The following is a 24749-nucleotide window of genomic DNA, read 5'->3' as shown; positions in this document are numbered from 1 at the left end:
CCGCCAGCCCCGCCACTGTCGCAGCATGGGGCACAGCACGCGCGCGAATCGGGCCAAGCCCTTCCATCCGGCGCCCGAAACGACTAGGTGAAAAGGGAAACCCGAACCCGGTGGCCCCATGTCCTTTTTCAAGAAGCTGAAAGACCGGATGTTCCGGTCCTCTGACAAGATCGCCGGTTCGCTGGACGCGCTGGTCGATGGGGCGCCGGATACCACCCCCCCCACCCCTGCCGCCGAAGCGGGAAAGCCGGGTCTGATCGGGCGCATCCTCGGACGCAGCGAGGCGGATGAGCCGCGCCGCGTGCTGGATGACGCGATGCTCGAAAGCCTCGAAGAGCTGCTGATCGAGGCGGATATGGGCGTCGATACCGCCATGCGCGTGGCCGCCAATATCGCGGAAGGCCGCATGGACCGCCGCATCAGCGCGACCGAGCTGAAGGTCGCGCTTGCGGATGAGGTCGCGCGCATCATGGCCCCCGTGGCCCGCCCCTTGCCGCTTTATGCCAAACGCCCGCAGGTGGTGTTGGTGGTGGGCGTGAACGGGTCGGGCAAGACCACGACCATCGGCAAGCTTGCCGCGCAGTTCAAGGCGGCGGGGAAATCGGTGGTGATCGCCGCGGGCGATACCTTCCGCGCCGCGGCGGTGGAACAGCTGCAAATCTGGGGCACCCGCGCGGGCGTGCCGGTCCTGACTGCGCCCGAAGGATCGGACCCGGCGAGCCTTGCCTTCGATGCTATGACCCGCGCGCAGGAAACCGGCGCCGATCTGCTGCTGATCGACACGGCGGGCCGGTTGCAGAACCGCGCCGACCTGATGGAAGAGCTGGCCAAGATCGTCCGCGTGATCCGCAAGAAGGACGAAACCGCGCCGCATAACACCCTTCTGGTGCTGGATGCCACGACGGGGCAGAACGCTGTCGCGCAGGTCGAAATCTTCCGCAAGATCGCGGATGTTTCCGGTCTGGTGATGACCAAGCTGGACGGGACCGCCAAGGGCGGGGTTCTGGTCAGCCTTGCCGACAAGTTCGGCCTGCCGATCCATGCGATTGGGGTGGGTGAACAGATCGACGATCTGCAACCCTTTGATCCCGAAGATTTCGCCCGCGCGCTGGTGGGTCTGGCCGAGTGAGCGACTGGCTCCGCGCGCTGGAGGGGACCGAGGCGGGGCATGACCTTGCCCTCGCGCTTGCCCTTGCCGCGGCGGTGCTGCATGCGCTCTTCGGGGCGCTGCAGAAGGGGCGGCATGACCCTTGGCTGTCGCGCGCGGCGATTGACGCAACCTATGGTCTGATCGCGCTGCCCTTTGCCCTGTTCGTGGTGCCTTGGCCCGAGCCGCATCTGTGGCCGATCTTCGGCGGCGTCTTCCTGATCCATGCGGGCTACAAGCTTTTGCAGGCGGCCTGTTATGATCGGGGCGCGTTTACCGTGGTCTATCCGGTGGTGCGCGGCACCGGGCCGCTGGTGACGGTGGTGCTGTCGGGGCTGGTCTTTGGCGAACATTTCGCGCCGGGACAGTGGCTGGGTGTGGCCTGCCTGTCGGGCGGGATACTGGGCTTTGCCGTATGGAACCTTGCCCATGTGCAGCAGGGGCGCGAGACGATGGTGCCCGCGCTCTGGCTTGCGGCTGCGACGGGGGTTCTGGTTGCGGCTTACACGACCTTCGATGCCTATGGCATCCGCGCCACCGCCGACCCGTTCACCTTTCTGGCCTGGTTCTTCGTGATCGACAGCCTGCTGATGCCCGCGCTGACCTTCCGCCGCTGGCGGGGCCTCGGGGTGGCAGGGGTGTTGCCCCTGCTGCAGCGTGGCCTTCTGGGCGCCTTCACCGCCTATGCCAGCTTCGGGTCGATCATGCTGGCCACGCGGCTTGACAAGGTGGGCGAGGCGGCGGTGCTGCGCGAGACCTCGACCCTTTTTGCCGCCTTGATCGGGTGGTGGGTTCTGGGTGAAAAGGTCGGGCGCGTGCAGATCGCGCTGATGATGGCAATTGCCGCAGGCGCGGTCATGGTGGAGATGCTGGGATGAGCGGTCAGGGGCCGAATTCGGGGCCGAAGGCGGAAAACGGGGCGCGTGCGCTTTCGGGGCGGATGAAGGCGCTGCTGGAATTCGGGCCGATCATCGCCTTTTTCGCAGGCTATGTCCTGCTCAAGGACCGCAGCTTTGCGATTGCCGGGGCCGAATACAGCGGCTTTCTGGTGGTGACGGCGGCTTTCATCCCGTTGATGATCGCCTCGACGGCGGCCATCTGGGCGCTGACGGGGCGGCTTTCGCCCATGCAGATCGTGACGCTGGTGCTGGTCGTGGTCTTTGGCGGCCTGTCGGTCTGGCTGCAGGATGAACGGCTGTTCAAGATGAAGCCCACGGCGATCTATCTGATCTTTGCCGCCATCCTTGGCTTTGGTCTGGCGCGGGGGGAAAGCTACCTGAAGCTGGTCCTGGGTGAGGCGCTGCCCATGAAGGCGGAAGGCTGGATGATCCTGACCAAGCGGATGACCGGCTTTTTCATCCTGCTCGCCATCGCCAACGAAGGGATCTGGCGCAGCTTTTCGACCGAGACCTGGGTCAGCTTCAAGACCTTCGGCCTGCCCATCGCGCTGTTTGCCTTCCTCATGACGCAGGGCAAGCTCTTTGAGGCGCAGGCCCTGCCGAAGGATGACGCCTCGAAAGACGCGGGCAACTGACAAGCGGGGCGCCCCGCGGGGCGCCCGACCGTTCAGCGTTTGTAAAGGTTCTCGATCGCCTGTTTGTCGAGCGTGGGCTTGCGAAGTTCTGCCCCCACGGCATGACCGCGCTGGAACGCAGGGCGCGCGCCCAGATCGGCAAGCCAGCGGGCGAAATGGGGCTTGTCTTCCAGCGTCTGCTGCTGCTGTTCCCAGCTGATCGCCCAGGGCCAGATCGCGATATCGGCGATGGTCAGCTGATCGCCCGTGACAAAGGGCTTGTCGGCCAGCTGCCGGTCCAGCACGCTGTAAAGCCGCCCCACCTCTTTCCGATAACGATCCTGTGCATAGGGCAGGATTTGCGGCGGGTCCATCTGGGGGGCGTATTTCAGGAAATGGTTGGCCTGTCCGGCCATCGGCCCCACGCCGCCCATCTGCCACATCAGCCACTGGTCGGTGGCCACGCGGGCGCGCTCGGTTTCGCCATAAAGCTGGCCGGTCTTGCGGGCCAGGTATTGCAGGATTGCCCCCGATTCAAAGATCGAGATGGGCGCCCCGTCCGGCCCATCGGGATCGATGATCGCGGGCATCCGGTTGTTCGGCGCGATTTTCAGGAAATCGGGGTTAAACTGGTCGCCCGCGCCGATGTTCACCAGCCGGATCTCATAGGGAAGGCCCAGTTCCTCAAGCGCGATGGTGATCTTGTGGCCATTCGGCGTGGGCCAGTAGTAAAGCGCGATGGTCATCGCAGGTCCTTTCCTCAGGTCGCATGCGGCGCGATCAAACGACGATCGGCGGCAAAGGGCAAGGCCGCCCGCCTTCACATTTGCCAGCCCCCATTTGCCAGCGTTGACCTTTGCCGCGCCGGGGCGTATGCCCTTGGCCGTGGCGCTTTGTGACCGGATTGCGGGCCACGTTAAACAAACCGCTAAAAGGTGAAGGGCCGCGACCCCGAAGCCAACGGTCTTCGGGGTTTTTCTTTGCCGGAGGCAGGACATGAGCAAGGATTGGAAGACGCGCACCACGCTGGTGCATGAAGGCAGCCGCCGCAGCCAGTATGGCGAGATGGCCGAGGCCATCTTCCTGACGCAGGGCTTCGTCTATCCCACCGCCGAGGCGGCCGAGGCCCGGTTCGTCAAGCTGGAAGGCGATGAATTCATCTACGCCCGCTATGGCAACCCGACCACGCGGATGTTCGAAGAACGGATCGCCGCGCTGGAAGGCACCGAAGATGCATTCGCCACGGCCTCGGGCATGGCGGCGGTGAACGGGGCGCTGGCCTCGCTGCTGCGCGCGGGGGATCATGTGGTCTCTTCCAAGGCGCTGTTCGGGTCGTGCCTGTATATCCTCGAGGAAATCCTGACGCGCTATGGCGTCGAGGTGACCTTCGTCGATGGCGCCGATCTGGATCAGTGGCGCGCGGCGATGCGCCCCACGACCAAGGCCGTGTTCTTCGAAAGCATGTCGAACCCGACGCTGGAGCTGGTGGACATCCGCGCGGTGGCCGACATTGCCCATGCGGTTGGCGCGCTGGTCATCGTGGACAATGTGTTCTCGACCCCCATCTTCTCGCGCGCGGTGGATCTGGGCGCCGACGTCATCGTCTATTCCACGACGAAACATATCGACGGGCAGGGGCGCGCGCTTGGCGGGGTGGTTTGCGGCACGCAGGAATATATCCGCAAGGTGCTGGAACCCTACATGAAACATACCGGCGGCTCGATGAGCCCCTTCACCAGCTGGATCATGCTGAACGGCATGGCGACGCTGGACCTGCGCTGCCGCGCCATGGCGGATTCCGCGCTGCAGGTGGCCGCCGCTCTGGAAGGCGACGCCCGTCTGAGCCGCGTCATCCACCCCGCGCTGACCAGCCACCCGCAATATGATCTTGCAATGGCGCAGATGGGGTCGGGCGGCACGATGGTGGCCTTTGACATCAAGGGCGGCAAGGAAGCGGCCTTCCGCTTCATGAACGCGCTGGAAATCATCAAGATTTCCAACAACCTCGGGGATGCGAAATCCATTGCCACCCATCCTGCGACCACGACGCACCAGCGTCTGCCGCAGGATCAGAAGGATGCGCTGGGGATCACGCCGGGGTTGATCCGCCTGTCCGTCGGGCTTGAGGATGCCGGGGATCTGATCGCCGATCTGAAGCGCGCGCTGGACGCGGCCTGAGGTGATCCGCCGTTTCGCCCCTGCGGATGCGGGGCCTCTGGCCGATCTCTTTTTCGACGCGGTCCGCATCGGGGCCGCGCCGAAATACCCGGCCGAGGTTCTGGCCGCCTGGGCCCCCGAACGCCCCACGGCCGAGGGGGTCGGCCAGCGCCTTGCGGGGTTGGAGACCTTCGTCGCCACCGATGAACACGGGGCGGCGGGGTTCTTTTCTGTGCGGGGGGATGGCTATCTCGATCTCGCCTTCGTGCGTCCCGATTGCCGCGGGACCGGCGTCGCGGATGCGCTGCACGCAGCGGTGCTGTCCTGGGCGAAGGGGCAGGGGCTGGCGCAGCTGCATGTCGAGGCCAGCCGCATGGCCCGGCCGTTCTTTCTGCGGATGGGCTGGCAGATGGTCGCGGCGCAGCATGTTGAACGCCTTGGCCAGCAGATCGAGAATTTTCGCATGGCGTGTCCGGTGCCAAATGCGTGATCTTCGTCAGAACCAGTGATCCGATGTCGCAAAAGGTCCGTAAAAAGGATGCATGGGCTGGATGCGACCGGGACAGATCCCATATTGTGACCCAGCGACCAAGTTTGAGGACGGGAGCGCGCGATGAATATCCATACGCCGGAAATCGACCGGAAGCCGGGCCTGGATGAGGCTGCGGCAGCGCTGCAGCTGCTGCGGCAATGGGCGGGCCGTGCCAGCACGGCCGAGCTTGAGGCGCTGGACCCCGCGGCCCGGGCGCTGATCGGCGACGGCTATCCTGACCTGAGCCGCGATTATCCGACCGAATTCAAGGTGGATGACGCCTACAAGGACAGTTTGCCGGACCTGCAGAATGGCCCTTCCAGCCTGATCCGCGGCGCAAAGCGGCAGATCCAGCATGTGGGCATTTCCAACTTCCGCCTGCCGATCCGCTATCGCACCCGTGATGCGGCCGAAGTGATGCTGGAGACATCTGTCACTGGCACCGTCAGCCTTGAGGCGGAGAAGAAGGGCATCAACATGAGCCGCATCATGCGGTCCTTTTATGCCCATGCCGAAAGCGCCTTCAGCTTTGAGGTCATCGATCGCGCGCTGAGCGATTACAAACGTGATCTGGGCAGCTTTGATGCGCGCATCCAGATGCGGTTCAGCTTCCCCGCGCGGGTGCAATCGCTCCGCTCGGGCCTGTCGGGCTGGCAGTATTACGACATCGCGCTGGAACTGGTCGATCGCGCGGGCGAGCGGCTGAAGATTATGCACCTTGACTACGTCTATTCCAGCACCTGCCCCTGCTCGCTCGAGCTGTCGGAACATGCGCGCCGGTCGCGTGGGCAGCTGGCCACGCCGCATTCGCAGCGGTCGGTCGCGCGGATTTCGGTGGTGGCGAACCCCGGCCCGCGGCTGTGGTTCGAAGACCTGATCGAACTCTGCCGCCGCGCGGTGCCGACCGAGACGCAGGTCATGGTCAAGCGCGAGGACGAACAGGCCTTTGCCGAGCTGAACGCCGCCAACCCGATCTTCGTGGAAGACGCCGCGCGTCTGTTCTGCGAGGGGCTTCAGGATGATCCGCGCATCGGCGATTTCCGCGTGATCGCCAGCCATCAGGAAAGCCTGCACAGCCATGACGCGGTCAGCGTGCTGACCTCGGGCCCGACCTTCGCACAGGCGAGCCTTGACCCGCGGATGTTCTCGACCCTGTTCCACGTCGGCTGATTTTCCCTGTCCCATGTTCGACCCTGTCCCCCAGAACGGGGGCAGGGTTTTCCTTTGGGCGCTGCTTGACATGCCGGGGCGGGGCGGCCAAGGCTCGGCCCCATGAACGCTTATGCCCCTGTTGCCAATATCCTCGGTCGGATCATCCTGCTGCTCGGGCTGCTGATGTTGCTGCCTGCCGCGCTGGATTTGAGCCTGCGGAACGGCAATGCCGGGGGCATGGTGCAGGCCGCCTTTCTGAGCGCGGGCTTCGGCGCGATGATCGTTCTGGCAACGCATGGCGCGCTGAAACAGGCGTTCGACCTGCGATCTGCCTTTCTGCTGACCTTTGGTCTTTGGGTTCTGGTGCCGCTGTTCGGGGCATTGCCCCTGATGCTGGGTGCGCCGGAGCTGGGCCTGACGGATGCCTATTTCGAGGCGGTGTCGGGCATCACCACCACCGGGTCCACCGTGATCGTGGGGCTGGACGCACTTCCGGCGGGCATGAACCTCTGGCGCGGGATGCTCAACTGGCTGGGTGGGCTGGGCATGGCCTTCATCGCGATGATCTTCCTGCCCATCATGCGCGTCGGCGGGATGCAGTTCTTCAAGACCGAGGGCTTTGACACCTTTGGCAAGATCTTGCCCCGGGCAAGCGATATTGCCCTGTCGCTGGTCGGGGTTTACGCCGGGCTCACGCTGGTCTGCATCCTTGTTTACAAGGGGTTTGGCATGACCTCGCTTGACGCGGTGATCCATGGGTTTTCCACGATTGCGACAGGCGGTTTTTCGGGACGTGACGCCTCGTTCAACGTCTATGCGGGGGCGGGGGAATATGCGGGGGCCTTTTTCATGGCCGTCGCCGCCTTGCCCTATATCCGCTATGTCCAGATGGTGACGGGGCGAAGCGATGCGCTGTGGCGCGATCCGCAGGTGCGGTCCTATGTGATCTGGATGGCAACCGCGGTGGGGGTGGTGACACTATGGCGCGTCCTGACAAGTAGCGGCCCGATTGAGCCGATCTTTCGCGAAACGCTTTTCAACATGATCTCGATCATGACCGGGACGGGCTATTTTTCCGGCAGCTTCACCGCCTGGGGCGGATTTGTGTTGGTGGCGGCGTTCTTCGTGGGGGTGATCGGGGGGTGTTCGGGGTCAAGCTCGGGCGCGCTGACGGTGTTTCGGGTGCAGGTGGCGATGGCCGCGGTCCGGGCGCAGTTGCGGCAAATTTCGATGCCGCATCGTGTGGCCCCGGTGCGCCATGCGGGAAAAACGGTCGATGCCGAAACGCTGAACGGCGTGATGATGTTCGTGACGAGTTACATCCTGCTGATCGGCGGCGTGGCCGTGGCGCTGACCCTGACCGGGATTGATTTCCACACGGCACTTTTTGCCAGCTGGTCTTCGCTGGGCAATATCGGCTACGGGATTGGTCCGGCCATTGCGGAAACGGGCACCTACATCGACTTTCCGGCGACGGCGAAATGGGTGATGACGCTGGCCATGCTGCTGGGCCGGTTGTCGCTGATTGCAGTCTTCATGCTGTTCCTGCCCCGCTTCTGGATGCGCTGACAGCAAAAGGGCCACCGTCTACCGACGATGGCCCCAATCCCCGGCACCACCTGTGGCGTTACCAGCAGGACACCAGCACGGTCATGCCTTCGGCCAGACGGTTCAGGTCTTCCGGCGCAAGGGCGCCGGTGCGGGTCGAGGCCCGCGGCGCAACTCCGGCCTCGGACAGGCGCGGGGCCAGCGTTGCCGCCTGCAGCGCGTAAGAGACCGAGGCGGGAAGACGCCGCGCCCCTTCGGTATCGCGCGGCAGCAGAAGGCCGATCACGGTGCCTGTGCTATCCAGCACAGGGCCGCCCGCATCCCCCGCCAGAACCTCGACTGACAGGCGTGCCACCCCGGTTTCGCCGTTCAGGCCCTTCATCTCTTCCAGCGTGCCGAAGGTCAGGGTCGGGGCCGGCAACTTGTCTTCATAGCTGTAGCCCGACACGGCAATATCCTGCCCGCTGCGCGCCGGACCGGAGAGCAGATCCGCAACGGCCGGCGGGGACAGGGGCGTGACCGGCGTCAGCAAGGCAAGGCCGGTCGCTGGGTCCACATGCAAAAGCCGTGCATCGTGCCGCAGGTCGAGCGTGATGCGGTTGCAGCCCTCGACGGCCTCGGCCACGGTGGCGACAGTGCCATTGCCGTCCACATAAAACCCGCTGCGCGACAAGACGGGGCGACGCACCTCAAGCCCGGCCATCAGGCCGCGGCGGGTTTCATCGCTGAGCGGGACAAGCCCCGGGTCAAGCGCGGTATCGCCCACCGAGCGGAAGCTGGACTGCATCGCCGCCAGAACGCGCGCCATCCGCGCATCCTCCTTCGGGTTCCAGACCAGGATATAGCCCTTGACCAGACCCTTTGACAGTTCGGCATAGGCATGGGTCGCGCGGGTCGCGCTGCGTCCGTCGATGGTGAATGACGCCTCGGACCTGGAACGCTCCCCCTCGACAGGCATGATCTCGAGCGTTTGCAGCACGTCGTAAAGGCCATAAAGCGTGGATTGGTCGCCGGGCTGCGAAATCAGGATGACCTGCACCTCGGAACCGTTCTTGGCCCGGAAGTGAACGAATGGAGGTTCATAATGGTCGAATTCTACAAGTGCGGTCGGGAGGGTGATCTCGATCCCGGCCTCGGTCTCGGTCTGGGTGGCAAGGCCCAGCTCGGCCTGTGCCTGATCATAGGCCGCGACAAGGCTTTGTCTTTGGGTGCTGGTCAGGATACCCGTCGGCTCTTCTCCCTGCTCGGTCTGCCAATCGGCCATGCTGCGCCGGGTGCCCGCGCCAAAAGACCCGTCGATTTTGCCATCGTAATGGCCGAACCATTGTAGCGCGGCCTGCAGCTTCTGGCGTGCTTCGGGGGGCAGGGCCGCTTCGGCCGCACGGGCCTCCTCCGGGGTTTCCGTGCTGGACAGCGGGGCGGGTTCGGCGGCGACGAGAGGGGTGTCACCCGGATCGGACAGCGCCACGACAGGGGCAGACTGCCCCGCAGGCCAGAAGGGCGCGCGGTAATCCCCGCCCGAGGCGATAAAGCTGTCGCGCGGGATCAGCCCTTCGGATTTCAGCTGCCGCAGGCGGTCTTCGGCGGCGGCACGATCCTGAAACGGCCCCAGCGCGATGGCATACCACCCCCCGGTGGAGAACCCCGACACATCGGGAAACAGAGCCGCATAGGCCTGCGCGCGGTCGGACGCCTCATTGAGAGTGGGCTGTGCCTCGATCTGAAGCCAGATCTGGTCCTGCGCCGCAGCTGCGGAAGGCAGGGCCAACGCCGCGCAAAGCACCAGCCCGTAAATCACTTGCATCATTCTTGTCACGGTCCCGTCAAACTGCCTGACCTGACCGTTACACGCTGCGGGCGACCCATGCAAACGACGAAGGTCTGATGGATTCTGACAGTTGCGCGAGCGTGCCCGCATTGACGCCTCGGCGCCCGTCTCCTATGGAGACACTGCTTTGCGAAGAGGTAGAAGATGACCGCCGCCGCCGTGACCACGCCCCGCAGCTTTCAGGAAATCATCCTGCGCCTGATGACCTACTGGGGCGCCAAGGGCTGCGCGGTGCTGCAGCCCTATGACATGGAGGTTGGCGCGGGCACCTTCCACCCGGCCACCACCCTGCGTTCGCTGGGGTCGACCCCCTGGGCTGCGGCCTATGTCCAGCCCTCGCGCCGGCCGACCGACGGGCGCTATGGCGAAAACCCCAACCGCCTGCAGCACTATTATCAATATCAGGTGCTGATCAAACCGAGCCCGCCGGATCTGCAGGATCTCTATCTTGGCAGCCTCGAGGCCATCGGGATCGACACCAGCCTGCATGACATCCGCTTCGTCGAAGACGACTGGGAAAGCCCCACGCTGGGCGCCTGGGGGCTGGGCTGGGAGGTCTGGTGCGACGGCATGGAAGTGTCGCAATTCACTTATTTCCAGCAGGTCGGCGGCCATGACTGCAAGCCGGTTTCGGGCGAGCTGACCTATGGTCTGGAACGTCTGGCCATGTATGTGCTGGGGATTGACCATGTCATGGACATGCCCTTCAACGATCCCGACAGCCCCATTCCGCTGAAATACGGCGACATCTTCCGCCAGACGGAAGAAGAATACAGCCGCCATAACTTCAACGGCGCCACCACCGAGATGCTGTTCCAGCATTTCAAGGACGCCGAGGCCGAATGCGAACGCCTGCTGGCCTTTGACCCGCAGGATGCCAATTCCGGCAAGCGCATCATCATGGCCCATCCCGCCTACGACCAGTGCATCAAGGCGAGCCACCTGTTCAACCTGCTCGATGCCCGGGGTGTGATCTCGGTCACGGAACGTCAGGCCTATATCGGGCGCGTGCGCGCATTGGCCAAAAAATGCGCCGATGCCTTCGTGCAGACCGAAGCAGGCGGCTGGTCCGCCGCGGCACAGGCGTGAAGATGAGCGGAGGCGTAAGCGGCAAGATGCTGGCAGCGGGCTTGGTTCTGACGGCGGCCATCGCGGGGGCAGGGGTCTGGTGGACCCAGAGCTATGCCTATTACCATGATGCAGCCTTCACCCCCGGTCAGGAAATCGTCCTGACCCCGATCCTCGGCGCCGAGCCCGAGGTCATTTTGGCCGACGGCGTGACCGGCATCGATTCCGACAGCTCGCCCCTGCGGTTCCGGGCCTGTTTCCACACGCCCCTGTCGCAGGCCATGCTGACCGAGACCTACAAGGTCTATGAAGCGGCCGAGCCGCTGATCGCCCCCGGCTGGTTCGATTGTTTCGATGCCGTCCGCATCGGTCAGGCACTGGAAACCGGCGAGGCAATCGCCTTCCTTTCCGTGCGCGACATCGTGCCGGGCGTGGACCGTGTGGTCGCGGTCTTCCCCGATGGCGCCGCCTATGCATGGCACCAGCTGAACGAGACGCTCAAGGTCGATCCGACCGCGGATGTTATGAAATGACCGCCCGCCCGGCAGTCCATCGGGGCCTGCCGGATGCGGACCCGCCCAAGAAACGCATGATCCCCATGGCCAGACGCGATTGACGGAGAAGCCCATGTCCGACCTACTCATCGAACTCTTCTCCGAAGAAATCCCCGCCCGGATGCAGGCCGCGGCGCGTGAAAACCTCCGCAAGCTTGTGACGGACGGGCTGGTCGACGCCGGGCTGACCTATGAAAGCGCGGGCGCTTTCTCGACCCCGCGGCGGCTGACGCTCTCGCTCACCGGCCTCAGCGCGCAAAGCCGCGCCGTGCGCGAAGAACGCAAAGGCCCGCGCACCGATGCCCCGGCCGCGGCGATCGAGGGCTTCCTGCGCTCGACCGGTCTTACGCTTGACCAGCTTGAAAAGCGTGCCGACAAAAAGGCCGAAGTCTATTTCGCCGCGATTGAAAAGCCCGGTCGCGCGGCGGCCGACATCGTGGCCGAAGTGCTGGAGCGTACGATCCGCAACTTCCCCTGGCCGAAATCGATGCGCTGGGGCAGCGGCGCGCTGCGCTGGGTGCGGCCGCTCCATTCGATCCTCTGCATTCTGGTGGATGAGGCCGGCGCCCAGATCGTGCCGCTGAACGTTGACGGGATCGAGGCCGGGAACACCACCGGCGGCCACCGCTTCATGGCGCCCGCGCGCTTTGCCGTGACGTCGTTCGATGACTACGCCACCAAACTGCGCCGCGCCCATGTCATGCTCGACAGCGCCGAGCGCGAGGCCGCGATCTGGAACGATGCCCAGAACCAGGCCTTCGCCCGCGGGCTGGAACTTGTGCCCGATGCCGCGCTACTGGCCGAAGTGGCCGGTCTTGTCGAATGGCCGGTGGTCCTGATGGGGTCGATTGGCGAAGACTTCCTGCATCTGCCGCCCGAGGTGCTGCAAACCTCGATGCGCGAACATCAGAAGTTCTTCTCGGTCAAGAACCCCAAGACCGGGCGGATCGAAGGCTTCGTGACCGTCGCCAACCGCGAAACCGCCGATCACGGCGCGACGATCCTTAAGGGCAATCTCAAGGTGCTGTCTGCGCGTCTCAGCGATGCGCGGTTCTTCTGGGAAAATGACCTGCGCGTTGCCAAGGCGGGCATGGGCGAATGGGAAGAGGGCCTCAAGTCCGTGACCTTCCACAACAAGCTCGGCAGCCAGTCCGACCGCATCGCCCGGATCGCCGCCCTCGCGCGCGAAATTGCGCCCCTTGTCGGTGCCGACCCGGCCCAGGCAGAACGCGCGGCGAAACTCGCCAAGCTCGACCTCCGCTCGGCCATGGTCGGTGAATTCCCCGAATTACAAGGGACGATGGGCCGCTATTACGCGCTGGAGGCGGGCGAACCCGAGGCCATCGCCAATGCCGCGCGCGACCATTACTCCCCCCTCGGCCCCTCGGACGCCGTGCCCGCTGAGTCCATCTCGGTCGCGGTGGCGCTGGCCGACAAGATCGACACGCTGACCGGCTTCTGGGCGATTGACGAGAAACCCACGGGCAGCAAAGACCCCTTCGCCCTGCGCCGCGCCGCGCTTGGCGTGATCCGGCTGGTGCTGGGGAACGGGGTGCGGGTTGGGTTAGAGGCAGTATTTGCGAAGGCAATTCTTGACCTCTTGGACCGAGCGTTCGACAAGTTGGCGTCTGGCACACAAGAGGAATGGATTGCGCTTTGGTCCAATCGGGAAGGCAGTAGCACCGAGCACGCTGCCGCAATGCTCAGGAACTTCAAGAAATTCCTTGTCGTAGATTTGGCCTCACGTTCCCTAGAGGCACAGGGCAAATTTGATGAAGCGACCGCGCTCAAAGAAACGCATAAGATTAATTTTGAAGCCGAGCGCGATGAAGTGAGCCTCCTCTCCTTCTTCCACGACCGCCTGAAGGTCTTCCTGCGCGATCAAGGCACCCGCCATGACGTGATCGATGCTTGCCTTGCCATGCCGGGCAATGACGACCTGACGTTACTGGTCAAACGGGCCGAAGCGCTCGGCGCCTTCCTCGCAACGGAAGACGGCACCAATCTGCTGCAAGGCTTCAAACGCGCGAACAATATCCTCAGCCAGGCCGAGGCCAAGGACGGCGTGGAATACTCCTTCGGCGCCGATGTGAAATTTGCAGAAACCGAAGAGGAACGTGCCCTCTTCGCCGCCCTCGACGCTGGCGAGGCCGCAATCACACCCGCCATGGCCAAAGAGGATTTCGCCGCCGCCATGGCCGCCATGGCCCGCCTCCGTGCGCCGATCGATGCCTTCTTCACCGCCGTGCAGGTGAACAGCGACAATCAGATTGTCCGCCGGAACCGCCTGAACCTGTTGCACCGCATCCGCGCCCTTGTCGCTCAGGTCGCCGACCTGACCAAGGTGGAGGGGTGATAAAGGCCGGGGGCTGTCTGCCCCCGGACCCCCGAGGATATTTGTCCAACGGGAATTTGAAGGAAATCGCACTGCCTCTTCCCGTTGTTGAAATATCCTCGGGGGGTGAGGCCGAAGGCCGAGGGGGGCAGACAGCCCCCCTTTTCATGCAGGTTCTTGCGCGAAGGTTCGATCTGTTTATGCTGCGGTCAACAGAAGGGTGCCGCAGTGCAGAAAACCGAGCTTCTTACTGATTTTTCCGTCATCACGCCAAGCGCGCAGATCACGCGTGAGCAGCATGGGTGGCGCGCAAAATGTTTGCAGCGCCTGATCCGGCTGGAGTTGCCGGTGCCCGAGACGGTCGCCTTGCCCGCGTATGTCGTGCGGGCCATTGCCTCGGGGCAGATGGTTGATTGTCGCGCCATTCTTGCCCATTTCGGGGCGGACCCGCTGATTTCGGTGCGGCCGTCACCAGAAAACCCGGATTGGGGTGGGCCTGCAACCATTCTGAATATCGGCTTCAACATGGCGCGGCATGATCGTCTGGCGCAGCGGCATGGGCAGGCGGCGGCGGATGCGCTCTATCTGCGGTTCGTGCAGGGCTATGCGGTGCATGTGGCGCGGCTTGATCCTGACATGTTCGAAGGGGTGGAGCCTTCGGCCCAGGCGCTGCGCGATGCGCTGCGGACCTATCAGATCGAGATGGACGAGCCTTTTCCCGAAGACCCGGCGCGGCAGCTTGCAGATGTCTTGCGCTCGATGGCCCGGGCCTGGGAGGGGACGACGGCGCGGCTGTTGCGGCAGGCCAAGGGGGCGCCTGCCGAGGCGGGGCTCGGGCTGGTTGTCCAGCAGATGGCGCAGGGGATCGGGCAGGGGATTTCCGGTTCGGGCGTGATCCAGTTTGTCGATCCGGTCACGGGGGATGCCCAGGTCAAGGGGCGCTATCTGGGCCAGAGCCAGGGGCGTGACGCGCTGACGCGGGGGGAGGCGATTTACCTGACGCGTGACAAGCGGGGTCCATCGCTTGAGGAACTGGCACCCGATCTCTTTGCCGATTTGCTGCGCCATGGCGAGGTGTGTCGTCGCCGTCTGCGCGAGGAGATGCAGATCGAGTTTACCATCGAGGATGGGCAGCTTTCGGTGCTTGATGCGGTCAAGGTGCAGCGTTCGGCCCGGGCGGGGCTGAAGATTGCGGTGGCGCTGGCCAAGGATGGGGTGATTTCGCCCTCTGAAGCCGTGCTGCGGGTGGAGCCGCGCGCGCTGTCGGAGCTTTTGCATCCGCAGGTCGATCCGCGCGGGCCGCGGGATGTCTTTGCCCGGGGGATTGCCGCAAGCCCTGGGGCGGCGACGGGGCGGATCGTTTTCAGCTCGCAGGCGGCACAGGCGAGTGCGGCGCGGGGTGAGCCCTGCATCCTTGTGCGGCGCGAAACTGCGCCCGAGGATATTCGCGGCATGCATTCCGCCGTGGCGGTACTGACGGAGCGTGGTGGCATGACCAGCCATGCGGCGGTGATCGGGCGGGGCCTCGGCTTGCCCTGTATCGTCGGGGCCTCGGACATCCGGCTTGACACGCGTGACAAGCGTCTGACGGCCAAGGACGGGCGCGAGTTCCGCGAGGGCGATGTCATCACCATCGACGGCACCACCGGAGAGGCGTTGGTGGGGGCGGCCGAGATGTTGGCCCCGGCGCAGGACGATGCCTTCCGTCAGCTGCTGGCCTGGGCGGATGACCTGCGCGACATTGGTATCCGGGCCAATGCCGACACGCCGTCTGATGCGCAGACGGCGCGCGATTTCGGGGCGCAGGGCATTGGCCTGTGCCGTACCGAACATATGTTCTTTGACGAGGATCGTCTGGTCGCCATGCGCGAGATGATCTTTGCCGACACGCCCAAAGACCGGGCCGCCGCCCTGGCAAGGCTTTTGCCGATGCAGCGGGCGGACTTTGGGCAACTCTTTGAAATCATGAAGGGTTTGCCTGTTTGCATCCGTCTGTTCGACCCGCCGCTGCATGAATTCCTGCCCCATTCGCGCGAGGGTCTGCGCGAGCTGGCCGAAGCACTGGATCGCCCGCTTTCCGAGGTCACGCGACGGGCCGAGGCGCTGTCGGAATTCAACCCGATGCTCGGGATGCGGGGGGTGCGGCTGGGCGTTGTGCTGCCCGAAATCTACGACATGCAGGCGCGGGCGATTTTCGAGGCGACGGTCGAAACTGTCCGCGCGGGCGAACCTGTCGTGCCTGAAATCATGATCCCGCTGGTTTCGGCCCGGCGCGAGGTGGAGCTGGTCAAGACCCGTATCGATGCGGTGGCGGCGGCGGTGCGGACCAAGACCGGCGTCAGCTTTGATTACCGCCTGGGGGTCATGGTGGAAACCCCGCGGGCGGCGCTGCGCGCGGGCGAGATTGCCCAGCATGCGGCCTTCCTGTCTTTCGGGACGAATGACCTGACGCAGATGACCTATGGCCTGTCGCGCGATGACGCCGGGCGCTTCATGAACACCTATGTCCAAGAGGGCGTTTTCCCCGAAGATCCCTTCCATATTCTCGACGTCGATGGGGTTGGAGAGCTCTTGCTGATTGGGGCAGAACGGGGGCGGCGGACGCGGGCGAATCTTACCCTGTCGATCTGCGGGGAACATGGCGGAAACCCCGAATCGATCGCATTTTGTCGTCGTGCGGGCTTTGATTATGTGTCCTGTTCACCCTATCGCGTGCCGCAGGCCCGTCTTGCCGCCGCACACCTTGCGCTGACCGATCCGAAGGCGTGAAAATCTTTGCAATAACAGGGAAAAATGCGGGATTTGGCGCATTTTCCCCTTGATCTTTTCAAAGGCCATATCGGCAAGAATTCGCGCAAAAAGCGAGCAATTCATGTATCGCTTTTGCATCAAGACTTTACACCCCGCGGTTTTCTGGTCTAGGTGCCGCCCCTGTTGCCTGACGGTAGGGTCAAGATCCCCGGCTGGCGGCGCTGGAACAAGACCGGGAACACACGTAAATGCGCTTGCGACTTTGCTGGACGGCGGCCCTTCTGGGCGCGTTGGTCCTGAATGGAGCGGCCTTCGCCGATGTCACGGTGAGCCAGTCGAACGACCCGTCCGTCAGTATTGACGGTCGGATGTCCTCTCTCCTCGGGTTGGAAAAATCTGCCTTGGACAGAGTTGCCCCCACGCGGCTTGCGGCCTTGGCCGATGGTGTGGCCATGCCGCAGGTCAAGGTCGTGGCAAAACCCGCGGCGGCCGAGGTGAAACCTGAAAAGGCCGTTGTGGCTAAGCCGTCCAAAACGGCCGTGAAATCTTCGCCCGCCCTGATCAGCTATGATCCCGCCTATCTGGCGGCGCTGCCGGTCGCATCCGGGGATGCGGAATGGCAATGCCTTGCGACGGCGGTCTACCATGAGGCGCGCGGTGAATCCCTCAAGGGCCAGTTCGCGGTGGCCGAGGTCGTTCTGAACCGCACCGACAACCCGGCCTATCCGCGCAGCATCTGCGGCGTGGTGCGGCAAAGCGGCAATGGCGGGTGTCAGTTCTCGTTCACTTGCGATGGCAAATCAGATGCCGTGCATGATCGTGGCGCTTGGGAAACGGCAGGCAAGATTGCCCGCCTGATGATGGATGGTGCCCCCCGCGGCCTTACGAATGGGGCGCTTTATTTCCATACGGTCGGTGTTCGTCCCGATTGGTCGCATCGCTTCGATCGGACGGCTGCCATCGGCGCGCACCTTTTTTATCGTCACTGATGTCGCGCAGATCATCTTGCCTGCCGCGGGCGGGCAGGGCATAGGCTGGGCTGGCGGGTAGTGTCCCGCCATTCTGACCGCGCCGGAGGGCGAATATGACGACTGATATCCGCCTTGCCTTTGCGCATCCCGAGGAACGCTCTGTCGCGTCCGCCTCGGCCGACCCGCGTGACCGCATCTCGCTGCGTGATCATATTGTGGAGGCCGACATCGGGGCCTTCCAGCAGGAACGCGGCAAGACGCAGCGCCTGCGCTTCAACATCGTGGTCGAGGTGCGCCCCCATCCGGCGCAGCTGGGCGATGATGTCGATCTGATCCTGTCCTATGACCGGATCACTGAGGCGATTGCCGCCGAACTGGCCGCCGAACGGTTGAACCTGCTGGAGACGCTGGCAGAAAAAGTGGCCGAGCGCATCTTGCAAGAGCCGCAGGCCATGCGCGTCTTCATCCGCATCGAAAAGCTGGATCGCGGTCCCGGTGCGCTTGGGGTCGAGATCGTGCGGACCCGGGCCGAGGCGCCCTTGCGTGCCGTGGGCAGCGATGGCGTCATGGCGGCGCTGCATCCGCTGGTCGTGTTCTTCGACAATGCCGCGATTGCGGCGCCTGATCTTTCGGCGCGGCTGGACCGGCTTCAGGCGCGCGGCCTCCCGGTGATCCTGACCGTGGGTCTGCCCGATTTTCCGCGTCCGGTGACGGGCCACAAACCGACCCAGCGCCGGATCGACCTTCTTGCCATTGAACAGAACGCCTGGACCCTGGCCGCGCGGGATGACCGGTGTGTCGTGGTCGGCACGCGGACGGAAATTGACTGGGCCATGAAGAACGGCCAGATGATCGTCTGGGCGCCGTCGAAACTGGTGCTGGATGCGGTCGATGGCCCCCATTCGCGCGAACCGGTGGCGCTGGCGCTTTGGTTGGCCGAACTGACGGCGGCCGAGGCGATGGTGGTTCACGGCGATGTAACAGTCCCGGCAGGAAGCCGCGTGACGGTCGAACGCGCCTGACAGCGGGCCTTGCCTGCAAGGGCGGTTGGGCCTAATCGAAGGCATGATCTATTACCGTCCCATCCCGATGAGTGACACCGCACGCCCCGCAGGGGCCTTGCCGCTTGCGGGCGGCTGGCTCTGGTTCGACCGGGTCGAGGTGTTGGAACGTGGCCAAAGCCCCCGGCTGATTGCGGCCGCCGATCTGCCCACCGACATGCGCGACCGGCTGACCGCGCCCCGCGCCGATTTTGCAGGGCTGTCTATGGACCGGCCGCGGCTGATGGGCATCCTCAACGTGACGCCCGACAGCTTTTCCGACGGCGGTCGCTTCCTTGCGCCCGAGGCTGCCGTGCATCAGGGGCAGGTCATGGCCGGTGCCGGTGCCGAGATCATCGACATCGGCGGCGAAAGCACGCGCCCCGGTGCGGCCGAAGTGCCGGTGGTCGAGGAAATTCAGCGCACCGCCCCCGTTATTGCCGCTTTGCGTGAAGGCGGGATCGACACGGCAATCTCTATCGATACCCGCAAGGGCGCGGTGGCCGAGGCTGCCCTGAAGGCGGGGGCGAGCTTTGTGAATGATGTTTCGGCTTTTACCTGGGATACGACGCTGAAGGATGTGACCGCCGCCGCACAGGCGCCGATCTGTCTGATGCATGCCCAAGGCACGCCGCAGACCATGCAGCATGATCCGCAATATGAGGATGTGCTGCTCGACGTTTACGATTTTCTGGCCGAGAAAGTGGCCGAGGCCGAGGCAGCGGGCATCCCGCGTCACTGCATCATGGTTGATCCGGGCATCGGGTTCGGCAAGACGCTGGACCATAACCTGACGCTGATCCGGGGCCTGTCGCTTTTTCACGGGCTGGGCTGCGCGATTCTTCTGGGCGTCAGCCGCAAGAAATTCATCGGCACCATCGGCGGTGAGGCCGAGGCCGCGCGGCGCGCGCCCGGATCGGTCGCGGTGGCGCTGGCCGGGGTGGCGCAGGGCGCGCAGGTCTTGCGCGTGCATGATGTTTGGGAAACCCGTCAGGCGCTCGCGCTCTGGCGGTCTGTCACCGTGGGGGATTTGGCATGAGCCGCAAGCTTTTTGGCACCGATGGCGTGCGCGGGCGCGCCAATACCTATCCGATGACCGCGGAAATGGCGCTGCGCCTTGGGGCGGCTGCGGGGCGGTTCTTCCGCCGCGACGGCAGTTCGGCGCATCGGGTTGTCATCGGCAAGGATACGCGGCTTTCGGGCTATATGCTGGAAAATGCGCTGACGGCGGGTCTGACCTCGACCGGGATGAATGTGCTGCTGCTGGGGCCAGTGCCGACGCCGGCGGTGGGCTTTCTCACCCGGTCGATGCGTGCCGATCTGGGGGTGATGATCTCGGCCAGTCACAATCCGCATCATGACAATGGCATCAAGTTCTTTGGCCCCGACGGGTTCAAACTGTCGGATGAGGCCGAGGCCGAGATCGAGGCCATTCTGGAAGGCGAGATCCTGCCTGCCCAACCCCAGAACATCGGCCGCGCCAAGCGGATCGAGGATGGCCGCGGCCGCTATCAGGAATTTGTCAAGACGACCTTCCCGGCGGGACTGCGGCTGGACGGGCTGAAGGTGGTGATCGATTGCGCCAATGGCGCCGCCTATCGCGCCGCGCCTGAGGTGCTGTGGGAACTGGGCGCCGAGGTGATCCCGGTGGGTGTTGCGCCCAATGGCACCAATATCAATGACCGTTGCGGATCAACCCATACCCAGACCGCCGCCGAAGCGGTGGTGGCTCATGGCGCCCATGTCGGCATCAGTCTTGATGGCGATGCGGATCGGGTGATGATCCTTGATCAGAATGGCCGTGTGGCGGACGGCGATCAGATCATGGCGCTGATGGCGGCCCGTTGGGCGGAGGAGGGGCGGCTGAAAGGCGGCACGCTGGTTGCGACGGTGATGTCCAACCTCGGGCTTGAGAAATTCCTGACCGCGCGTGGCCTGCGTCTGGAACGCACTGCCGTGGGTGACCGCTATGTCGTCGAGGCAATGCGCCGCAACGGCTATAACCTGGGCGGGGAACAATCGGGCCATATCGTGATGACCGATTACGCCACTACGGGCGATGGCCTGATCGCGGGGCTGCAATTCCTGGCCGAGATGGCGCGCACCGAAAAGCCCGCCTCCGAACTGGTGCAAAGCTTTGAGACCGTGCCGCAAATGCTGCGGAATGTGCGCTACGGTGCCGACAAGCAGCCGCTGGCCGAAGGCACGGTCAAGGCCCGCATCGCCGAGGCCGAAGCCCGCCTTCAGGGCAAGGGCCGCGTGCTGATCCGCAAATCCGGCACCGAACCCCTGATCCGCGTGATGGCGGAATGTGAGGATGAGGCGCTGCTGCGGGCCGAGGTGGACGGCATGGTCGCCGCCATCGAGGCGGTGGTCTGACGGTGTCCGTCCTGTCCTATCTGCGCCCGCATCAGGTTTTGCTGCATATCCCGAAAACCGGCGGCACCTGGCTGGGCGATGTGATCGCGGCCAACCGCCGCTGGTATGAGGCACCTCTGGTGCGGCAACTATCACATGGCAACAGCCTTGCACGGGTGGACGAACGCTTTGGCCCGACGGTCAAGGTGGGGTTCGTGTTCCGCGATCCGATGGCACGGCTGCATTCCGCCTTTGACAGCCGCCGCAATTTCTCGCGCCCCACCCGGAACACCCCCTGGACCGAGGCGGAAACCGCCTGCTTCACCCGCTTCTCCAGTTTTGACGCCTTCGCGCGCGCCTTCGGGGAGAACAGCACCCACCCCGACCGTGCCGCGGCCGAGGCGGCCCTGGCGGGTGTGGGGCATTTCAAGCGCGGGCTGGGGTTCTTCTTTGGCGACCACGACCGCCTGCTTGCGGCCCGGAACCGTGTGCTTTTCTGCGCCGAGACACAGAATGTCCGCCGCCTGCTGCCCGATTTCGCGCGCGCCTATGGCATCCGCCCGCTGCGCGAGCCGGAAACCGCGCGCAGCCATTCCAGTGCGGCCTTCCGCACGGAATGCTCCGACGACGCCCGCGCCATGCTGCGGGACCGTCTGCAGGGGGAATATGCGCTTTATGACATCTGCCGCCGGATCGAGGCCGATCTGCACGGGGCCAGCCTTGCATGACGGCGGTTGATGTCACCTATGTCTTTGACGGCGGCTATCTGCGCCCTTCGCTGATTTCGGCCTATTCGGTGCTGAAACACCGCCCCGCCGATCTGACGCTGCGCTTTCTGGTGACGGAAGCCATCCCCGCGCTGGTCCCGGCTGCTGATCATCTGCGCGCGGCCTTTCCCAAGGCGCGGATCGAGGTGCAGCCCATCGATTTCGACAGCAGCCTTGCGGTGCAGGGCCATGTCTCGGCCGCGGCGCTGGCACGGCTGAACCTGCCCGCACTCTTGGATCAGCCGACGCTTTATCTGGATGGTGACACGATGGTGCGGCGGGATATCGGCCCGCTTTTCGCCCCTCGGCCCAATGGGGCGCCACTGGCGGCGGTGCGCGATCCGGGGATCCTCAAGGCGCTGCACCAAAGGGCAGGGCGGGGCTGGCTCCCCTCGCGCAAATCGGCGCGGCATCTGCGCGATCTGGACCAGCTGGCCGATCTGGTCGATCCGTCCACTTATATCAACAGCGGCGTGGTGCTGTTCGATCTGCCGCGCATCCGGGCGCTGGGGCTGCATCGGCGCATGGGTGATCTGGCGGCGGCGGTCGATCTGCGCAAGCGGCTTGGCTTGCGCTTCAACGACCAGAACTGGCTGAATGTTGTCTTCAAGGGCCAGATTGATCTGCTGGACCCGACCTGGAACACCCTCTGGGGCAATCGCCTGACTGGGCGCAGCCCCTTTCCGCAGGCCGATCGCGCCGCCTTCTCCGCCTCGCGCCGCGATCCGGCCATTGTGCATTTCACTGGTCGCCTGCGCCCGTGGGAGATCCGCCATCCCTGGCTTTACCCGAAGCGTCACCCCTGGCTCGGCGCCTACAAGGCGCTGCAGGCCGAGGCCGAGGCGATCTTGCAACTTTGACAGCAAAAAGGCCGGGGTGCAGCACACCCCGGCCTTCGTCTAGGGTGGGAAGGGCGGGCGCAGTGCCCGCCGCCCGATCAGTTCCGCGAACGGTCGACCATCTTGCCCTTGGAGATCCAGGGCATCATGGCGCGCAGTTTTTCGCCGACTTTTTCGATCTGGTGTTCGTCGTTGATACGACGGGTCGCCTTGAAGAACGGCTGACCCACGGCATTTTCCAGCATGAAGTCACGCACGAACTTGCCGGTCTGGATGTCGGCCAGAACGGCTTTCATGCGGGCCTTGGTTTCTTCGTAGGGCAGAATGCGCGGGCCCGAAACATACTCGCCATATTCGGCGGTGTTCGAGATCGAGTAGTTCATGTTCGCGATGCCGCCTTCGTAGATCAGGTCCACGATCAGCTTCACTTCGTGCAGGCATTCGAAATAGGCCATTTCCGGCTCGTAGCCAGCTTCGACCAGGGTTTCAAAGCCCATGCGGATCAGCTCGACCAGACCGCCGCAAAGCACGGCCTGCTCGCCGAACAGGTCGGTTTCGCATTCCTGACGGAAGTTGGTTTCGATGATGCCCGAACGGCCGCCGCCGATGGCCGAGCAATAGGACAGCGCGATTTCCTGCGCCTTGCCGGTCGCATCGTGATGCACGGCGAACAGGCAGGGCACGCCGCCGCCTTTAGTATATTCGCCACGCACGGTGTGGCCCGGGCCTTTCGGGGCCATCATGATGACGTCGATGCCCGGCTTCGGCTCGATCAGGCCGAAATGCACGTTCAGGCCGTGGGCGAAGGCAATGGCCGAACCTTCGCGCAGGTTGTCATGCACATATTTCTTGTAGGTTTCGGCCTGCAGCTCGTCGGGCATGGTGAACATGATCACGTCGCACCAGGCCGCCGCTTCGGCAATGCCCATGACCTTCAGGCCTTCGCCTTCGGCTTTCTTGGCCGAGGGCGAACCCTCGCGCAGCGCCACGACGATGTTCTTCGCGCCCGAGTCGCGCAGGTTCAGCGCATGGGCGTGGCCCTGGCTGCCGTAGCCCAGGATGGCGACTTTCTTGTCCTTGATCAGGTTGATGTCGCAGTCGCGATCGTAAAACACGCGCATGGCGGTTCCTTTCCGGTTAAACTGGCGGCAAGATACGCATTCTCGCCGGGTGATCCGTGCATAGTTTGACGATTTTCCTCAAATCTGCGAAAGATCATGCGCAGAAAAGCGTAAGTGTGAAATGTCCATTCAGATCGACGATACCGACCGGCGCATCCTGCGCCATTTGCTGGCCGATCCGGCGCTGGCCACCCCCGATCTGGCCGAACGTGCCGGGGTGACACAGGCGACCTGCTGGCGCCGGCTCGAGAAACTGGCCGAGGCGGGCCTCCTTCTCGCCCGCGAAGCGGTGGTCGACTGGCGCGCCCTGGGCTATGAGGTCGAGGTCTCGCTCCGCTTCACGCTGGACAAGACCGAACCCCGCGCCTTCGATGATTTCATCGCCGCCGCGCGTGAGGTGCCCGAGGTGATCGGCATCGAAACCTTCCTGGGCCGCGTCGATGTGCGCCTGAACGTAATCGCCCGCGACATGGCACATTACCAGCAGATCTACCGCGAACGCATCCTGACCCTGCCGCATATCTCGGATATCGAGGCGCTGATGCTGATTGCCACCATCAAGGACAGTGCGGGGTTGCCGCTATGACGCTTGATCTGGATGATCTCGACCGCGCGCTGCTGCGCGATCTGGCGCGCGACGGCACACTGTCGGCCGGGGAACTCGGCCGCCGCCACGGCGTCTCGCAGCCCTCGGCCTGGCGGCGGGTGCGGCGCCTCGAAACGGCGGGCGTGCTCAAGGGGCAGCGCGTGGTCGTCAACCGCACCGCGCTCGGCTTCGGCGTCACGGTGTTTCTGGGCATCAAACTTGCCACCAAGGGCCGCGTCAGCCTGGAAGATTTCGAACGCGCCGTGACTGCCATCCCCGAGGTGCAGGTGGTGCAGCACGTCCTCGGCCTGTTTGATTACCGCCTGCGCGTCGTCGCCCGCGATATTGCCGATTTCGAACGCGTTCTCCGCCGCCGGATCATGACCCTGCCGGGCGTGGGCCAGGTCGAGGCCAATGTCCTTCTGAGCGAGGAAACCCGCCCCGGCCCGCTGGGCTGATATCCCGACGGCGCCCTTTCATCT

22 protein-coding genes and 1 riboswitch are annotated in these 24749 nt (G+C 64.4%); of the genes, 19 read left to right on the top strand and 3 right to left on the bottom strand.

From position 1 onward, the window contains the following. Positions 1–118 precede the first annotated feature (118 nt). The 3 genes from ftsY (at position 119) to IE101_RS03945 (ending at position 2681) form a co-directional block, all read left to right on the top strand. Entirely contained in the window at positions 119–1129 is a 1011-nt protein-coding gene (ftsY, locus tag IE101_RS03955; RefSeq protein WP_189632471.1) for a signal recognition particle-docking protein FtsY, read from the top strand. Beyond that, positions 1126–2025, top strand: coding sequence for an EamA family transporter (locus tag IE101_RS03950; RefSeq protein WP_189632470.1), 900 nt, complete (start codon positions 1126–1128; stop codon positions 2023–2025). The genes ftsY and IE101_RS03950 overlap by 4 nt, the downstream gene beginning before the upstream one ends. Before the next feature lie 62 nt (positions 2026–2087). Further along, positions 2088–2681: an inner membrane-spanning protein YciB gene (locus tag IE101_RS03945; protein ID WP_373296059.1), complete on the top strand. Its 594-nt coding sequence runs from the start codon at positions 2088–2090 to the stop codon at positions 2679–2681. A 32-nt stretch (positions 2682–2713) separates the two neighbouring features. Here the strand turns inward: IE101_RS03945 and IE101_RS03940 are convergent, their stop codons facing one another. After that, complete coding sequence (locus tag IE101_RS03940; protein ID WP_189632468.1) at positions 2714–3406, bottom strand: glutathione S-transferase N-terminal domain-containing protein; 693 nt, start codon at positions 3404–3406, stop codon at positions 2714–2716. Positions 3407–3535: 129 nt separating this feature from the next. Continuing rightward, a riboswitch (SAM riboswitch) is annotated at positions 3536–3612 on the top strand. A 44-nt stretch (positions 3613–3656) separates the two neighbouring features. Between IE101_RS03940 and metZ the strand changes: the two genes are divergently transcribed. From metZ to IE101_RS03920, 4 genes are all read left to right on the top strand, one after another. Then, a complete protein-coding gene (metZ, locus tag IE101_RS03935) occupies positions 3657–4838 on the top strand; it encodes an O-succinylhomoserine sulfhydrylase (protein ID WP_189632467.1) in 1182 nt (393 codons plus the stop codon). Between the two features lies 1 nt (position 4839). Then, positions 4840–5307 carry a GNAT family N-acetyltransferase gene (locus IE101_RS03930; protein ID WP_189632466.1) on the top strand — a complete coding sequence of 156 codons (468 nt, stop codon included), beginning with the start codon at positions 4840–4842 and terminating at the stop codon, positions 5305–5307. A gap of 123 nt (positions 5308–5430) precedes the next feature. Then, positions 5431–6519, top strand: a complete 1089-nt coding sequence (folE2, locus tag IE101_RS03925; protein ID WP_189632465.1) for a GTP cyclohydrolase FolE2 — start codon at positions 5431–5433, stop codon at positions 6517–6519. A 102-nt stretch (positions 6520–6621) separates the two neighbouring features. Then, positions 6622–8070, top strand: coding sequence for a TrkH family potassium uptake protein (locus IE101_RS03920; RefSeq protein ID WP_189632464.1), 1449 nt, complete (start codon positions 6622–6624; stop codon positions 8068–8070). A 58-nt stretch (positions 8071–8128) separates the two neighbouring features. Here the strand turns inward: IE101_RS03920 and IE101_RS03915 are convergent, their stop codons facing one another. Then, positions 8129–9856: a trypsin-like peptidase domain-containing protein gene (locus IE101_RS03915; RefSeq protein ID WP_189632463.1), complete on the bottom strand. Its 1728-nt coding sequence runs from the start codon at positions 9854–9856 to the stop codon at positions 8129–8131. Between the two features lie 165 nt (positions 9857–10021). Between IE101_RS03915 and IE101_RS03910 the strand changes: the two genes are divergently transcribed. The 10 genes from IE101_RS03910 to IE101_RS03865 all read left to right on the top strand — a co-directional run bounded on the left by IE101_RS03910 (position 10022) and on the right by IE101_RS03865 (position 22581). Beyond that, on the top strand, positions 10022–10966 hold the full coding sequence (locus tag IE101_RS03910; protein WP_189632462.1) for a glycine--tRNA ligase subunit alpha: 945 nt from the start codon (positions 10022–10024) through the stop codon (positions 10964–10966). A 2-nt stretch (positions 10967–10968) separates the two neighbouring features. Further along, on the top strand, positions 10969–11478 hold the full coding sequence (locus IE101_RS03905) for a DUF6446 family protein (RefSeq protein ID WP_189632461.1): 510 nt from the start codon (positions 10969–10971) through the stop codon (positions 11476–11478). Positions 11479–11572: 94 nt separating this feature from the next. Beyond that, a complete protein-coding gene (glyS, locus tag IE101_RS03900; RefSeq protein WP_189632460.1) occupies positions 11573–13855 on the top strand; it encodes a glycine--tRNA ligase subunit beta in 2283 nt (760 codons plus the stop codon). A gap of 207 nt (positions 13856–14062) precedes the next feature. Then, positions 14063–16603, top strand: coding sequence for a putative PEP-binding protein (locus IE101_RS03895; RefSeq protein WP_189632459.1), 2541 nt, complete (start codon positions 14063–14065; stop codon positions 16601–16603). A 230-nt stretch (positions 16604–16833) separates the two neighbouring features. Beyond that, complete coding sequence (locus tag IE101_RS03890; RefSeq protein WP_189632458.1) at positions 16834–17574, top strand: cell wall hydrolase; 741 nt, start codon at positions 16834–16836, stop codon at positions 17572–17574. 95 nt (positions 17575–17669) lie between these two features. Further along, positions 17670–18578 (top strand): dihydroneopterin aldolase, encoded by a 909-nt coding sequence (locus IE101_RS03885; RefSeq protein WP_189632457.1) that lies wholly within the window; start codon positions 17670–17672, stop codon positions 18576–18578. A 43-nt stretch (positions 18579–18621) separates the two neighbouring features. Then, positions 18622–19635, top strand: a complete 1014-nt coding sequence (folP, locus tag IE101_RS03880) for a dihydropteroate synthase (RefSeq protein WP_189632456.1) — start codon at positions 18622–18624, stop codon at positions 19633–19635. Beyond that, positions 19632–20975: a phosphoglucosamine mutase gene (glmM, locus tag IE101_RS03875; RefSeq protein WP_189632455.1), complete on the top strand. Its 1344-nt coding sequence runs from the start codon at positions 19632–19634 to the stop codon at positions 20973–20975. The genes folP and glmM overlap by 4 nt, the downstream gene beginning before the upstream one ends. A gap of 2 nt (positions 20976–20977) precedes the next feature. Next, the gene (locus IE101_RS03870) at positions 20978–21682 is read left to right on the top strand and encodes a sulfotransferase family 2 domain-containing protein (RefSeq protein WP_189632454.1); all 705 of its coding nucleotides are present in this window, start codon (positions 20978–20980) and stop codon (positions 21680–21682) included. Beyond that, positions 21679–22581 carry a glycosyltransferase family 8 protein gene (locus IE101_RS03865; protein WP_189632453.1) on the top strand — a complete coding sequence of 301 codons (903 nt, stop codon included), beginning with the start codon at positions 21679–21681 and terminating at the stop codon, positions 22579–22581. The genes IE101_RS03870 and IE101_RS03865 overlap by 4 nt, the downstream gene beginning before the upstream one ends. Before the next feature lie 77 nt (positions 22582–22658). Here the strand turns inward: IE101_RS03865 and ilvC are convergent, their stop codons facing one another. Beyond that, positions 22659–23681 carry a ketol-acid reductoisomerase gene (ilvC, locus tag IE101_RS03860; RefSeq protein ID WP_189632452.1) on the bottom strand — a complete coding sequence of 341 codons (1023 nt, stop codon included), beginning with the start codon at positions 23679–23681 and terminating at the stop codon, positions 22659–22661. A 121-nt stretch (positions 23682–23802) separates the two neighbouring features. Between ilvC and IE101_RS03855 the strand changes: the two genes are divergently transcribed. Next, positions 23803–24267: an Lrp/AsnC family transcriptional regulator gene (locus IE101_RS03855; protein WP_189632451.1), complete on the top strand. Its 465-nt coding sequence runs from the start codon at positions 23803–23805 to the stop codon at positions 24265–24267. Beyond that, positions 24264–24725 (top strand): Lrp/AsnC family transcriptional regulator, encoded by a 462-nt coding sequence (locus IE101_RS03850; protein ID WP_189632450.1) that lies wholly within the window; start codon positions 24264–24266, stop codon positions 24723–24725. Before IE101_RS03855 ends, IE101_RS03850 begins: the two co-directional genes overlap by 4 nt. Positions 24726–24749 lie beyond the last annotated feature (24 nt).

Source organism: Gemmobacter lanyuensis, assembly GCF_014652355.1.
GTDB classification, from domain to species: domain Bacteria; phylum Pseudomonadota; class Alphaproteobacteria; order Rhodobacterales; family Rhodobacteraceae; genus Gemmobacter; species Gemmobacter lanyuensis.
The sequence above is the reverse complement of the archived record's forward strand: the minus strand, read 5'-3'. Positions and strand labels throughout refer to the sequence as shown.

Excerpts from the sequence above, each read along its gene's own strand:
- ftsY (WP_189632471.1), top strand. The coding sequence starts at position 119 with ATGTCCTTTTTCAAGAAGCTGAAAGACCGGATGTTCCGGTCCTCTGAC.
- IE101_RS03945 (WP_373296059.1), top strand. The coding sequence starts at position 2,088 with ATGAAGGCGCTGCTGGAATTCGGGCCGATCATCGCCTTTTTCGCAGGC.
- IE101_RS03940 (WP_189632468.1), bottom strand. The coding sequence starts at position 3,406 with ATGACCATCGCGCTTTACTACTGGCCCACGCCGAATGGCCACAAGATC.
- metZ (WP_189632467.1), top strand. The coding sequence starts at position 3,657 with ATGAGCAAGGATTGGAAGACGCGCACCACGCTGGTGCATGAAGGCAGC.
- folE2 (WP_189632465.1), top strand. The coding sequence starts at position 5,431 with ATGAATATCCATACGCCGGAAATCGACCGGAAGCCGGGCCTGGATGAG.
- IE101_RS03920 (WP_189632464.1), top strand. The coding sequence starts at position 6,622 with ATGAACGCTTATGCCCCTGTTGCCAATATCCTCGGTCGGATCATCCTG.
- IE101_RS03915 (WP_189632463.1), bottom strand. The coding sequence starts at position 9,856 with ATGATGCAAGTGATTTACGGGCTGGTGCTTTGCGCGGCGTTGGCCCTG.
- IE101_RS03910 (WP_189632462.1), top strand. The coding sequence starts at position 10,022 with ATGACCGCCGCCGCCGTGACCACGCCCCGCAGCTTTCAGGAAATCATC.
- IE101_RS03905 (WP_189632461.1), top strand. The coding sequence starts at position 10,969 with ATGAGCGGAGGCGTAAGCGGCAAGATGCTGGCAGCGGGCTTGGTTCTG.
- glyS (WP_189632460.1), top strand. The coding sequence starts at position 11,573 with ATGTCCGACCTACTCATCGAACTCTTCTCCGAAGAAATCCCCGCCCGG.
- IE101_RS03890 (WP_189632458.1), top strand. The coding sequence starts at position 16,834 with ATGCGCTTGCGACTTTGCTGGACGGCGGCCCTTCTGGGCGCGTTGGTC.
- IE101_RS03885 (WP_189632457.1), top strand. The coding sequence starts at position 17,670 with ATGACGACTGATATCCGCCTTGCCTTTGCGCATCCCGAGGAACGCTCT.
- folP (WP_189632456.1), top strand. The coding sequence starts at position 18,622 with ATGATCTATTACCGTCCCATCCCGATGAGTGACACCGCACGCCCCGCA.
- glmM (WP_189632455.1), top strand. The coding sequence starts at position 19,632 with ATGAGCCGCAAGCTTTTTGGCACCGATGGCGTGCGCGGGCGCGCCAAT.
- IE101_RS03865 (WP_189632453.1), top strand. The coding sequence starts at position 21,679 with ATGACGGCGGTTGATGTCACCTATGTCTTTGACGGCGGCTATCTGCGC.
- ilvC (WP_189632452.1), bottom strand. The coding sequence starts at position 23,681 with ATGCGCGTGTTTTACGATCGCGACTGCGACATCAACCTGATCAAGGAC.
- IE101_RS03855 (WP_189632451.1), top strand. The coding sequence starts at position 23,803 with ATGTCCATTCAGATCGACGATACCGACCGGCGCATCCTGCGCCATTTG.
- IE101_RS03850 (WP_189632450.1), top strand. The coding sequence starts at position 24,264 with ATGACGCTTGATCTGGATGATCTCGACCGCGCGCTGCTGCGCGATCTG.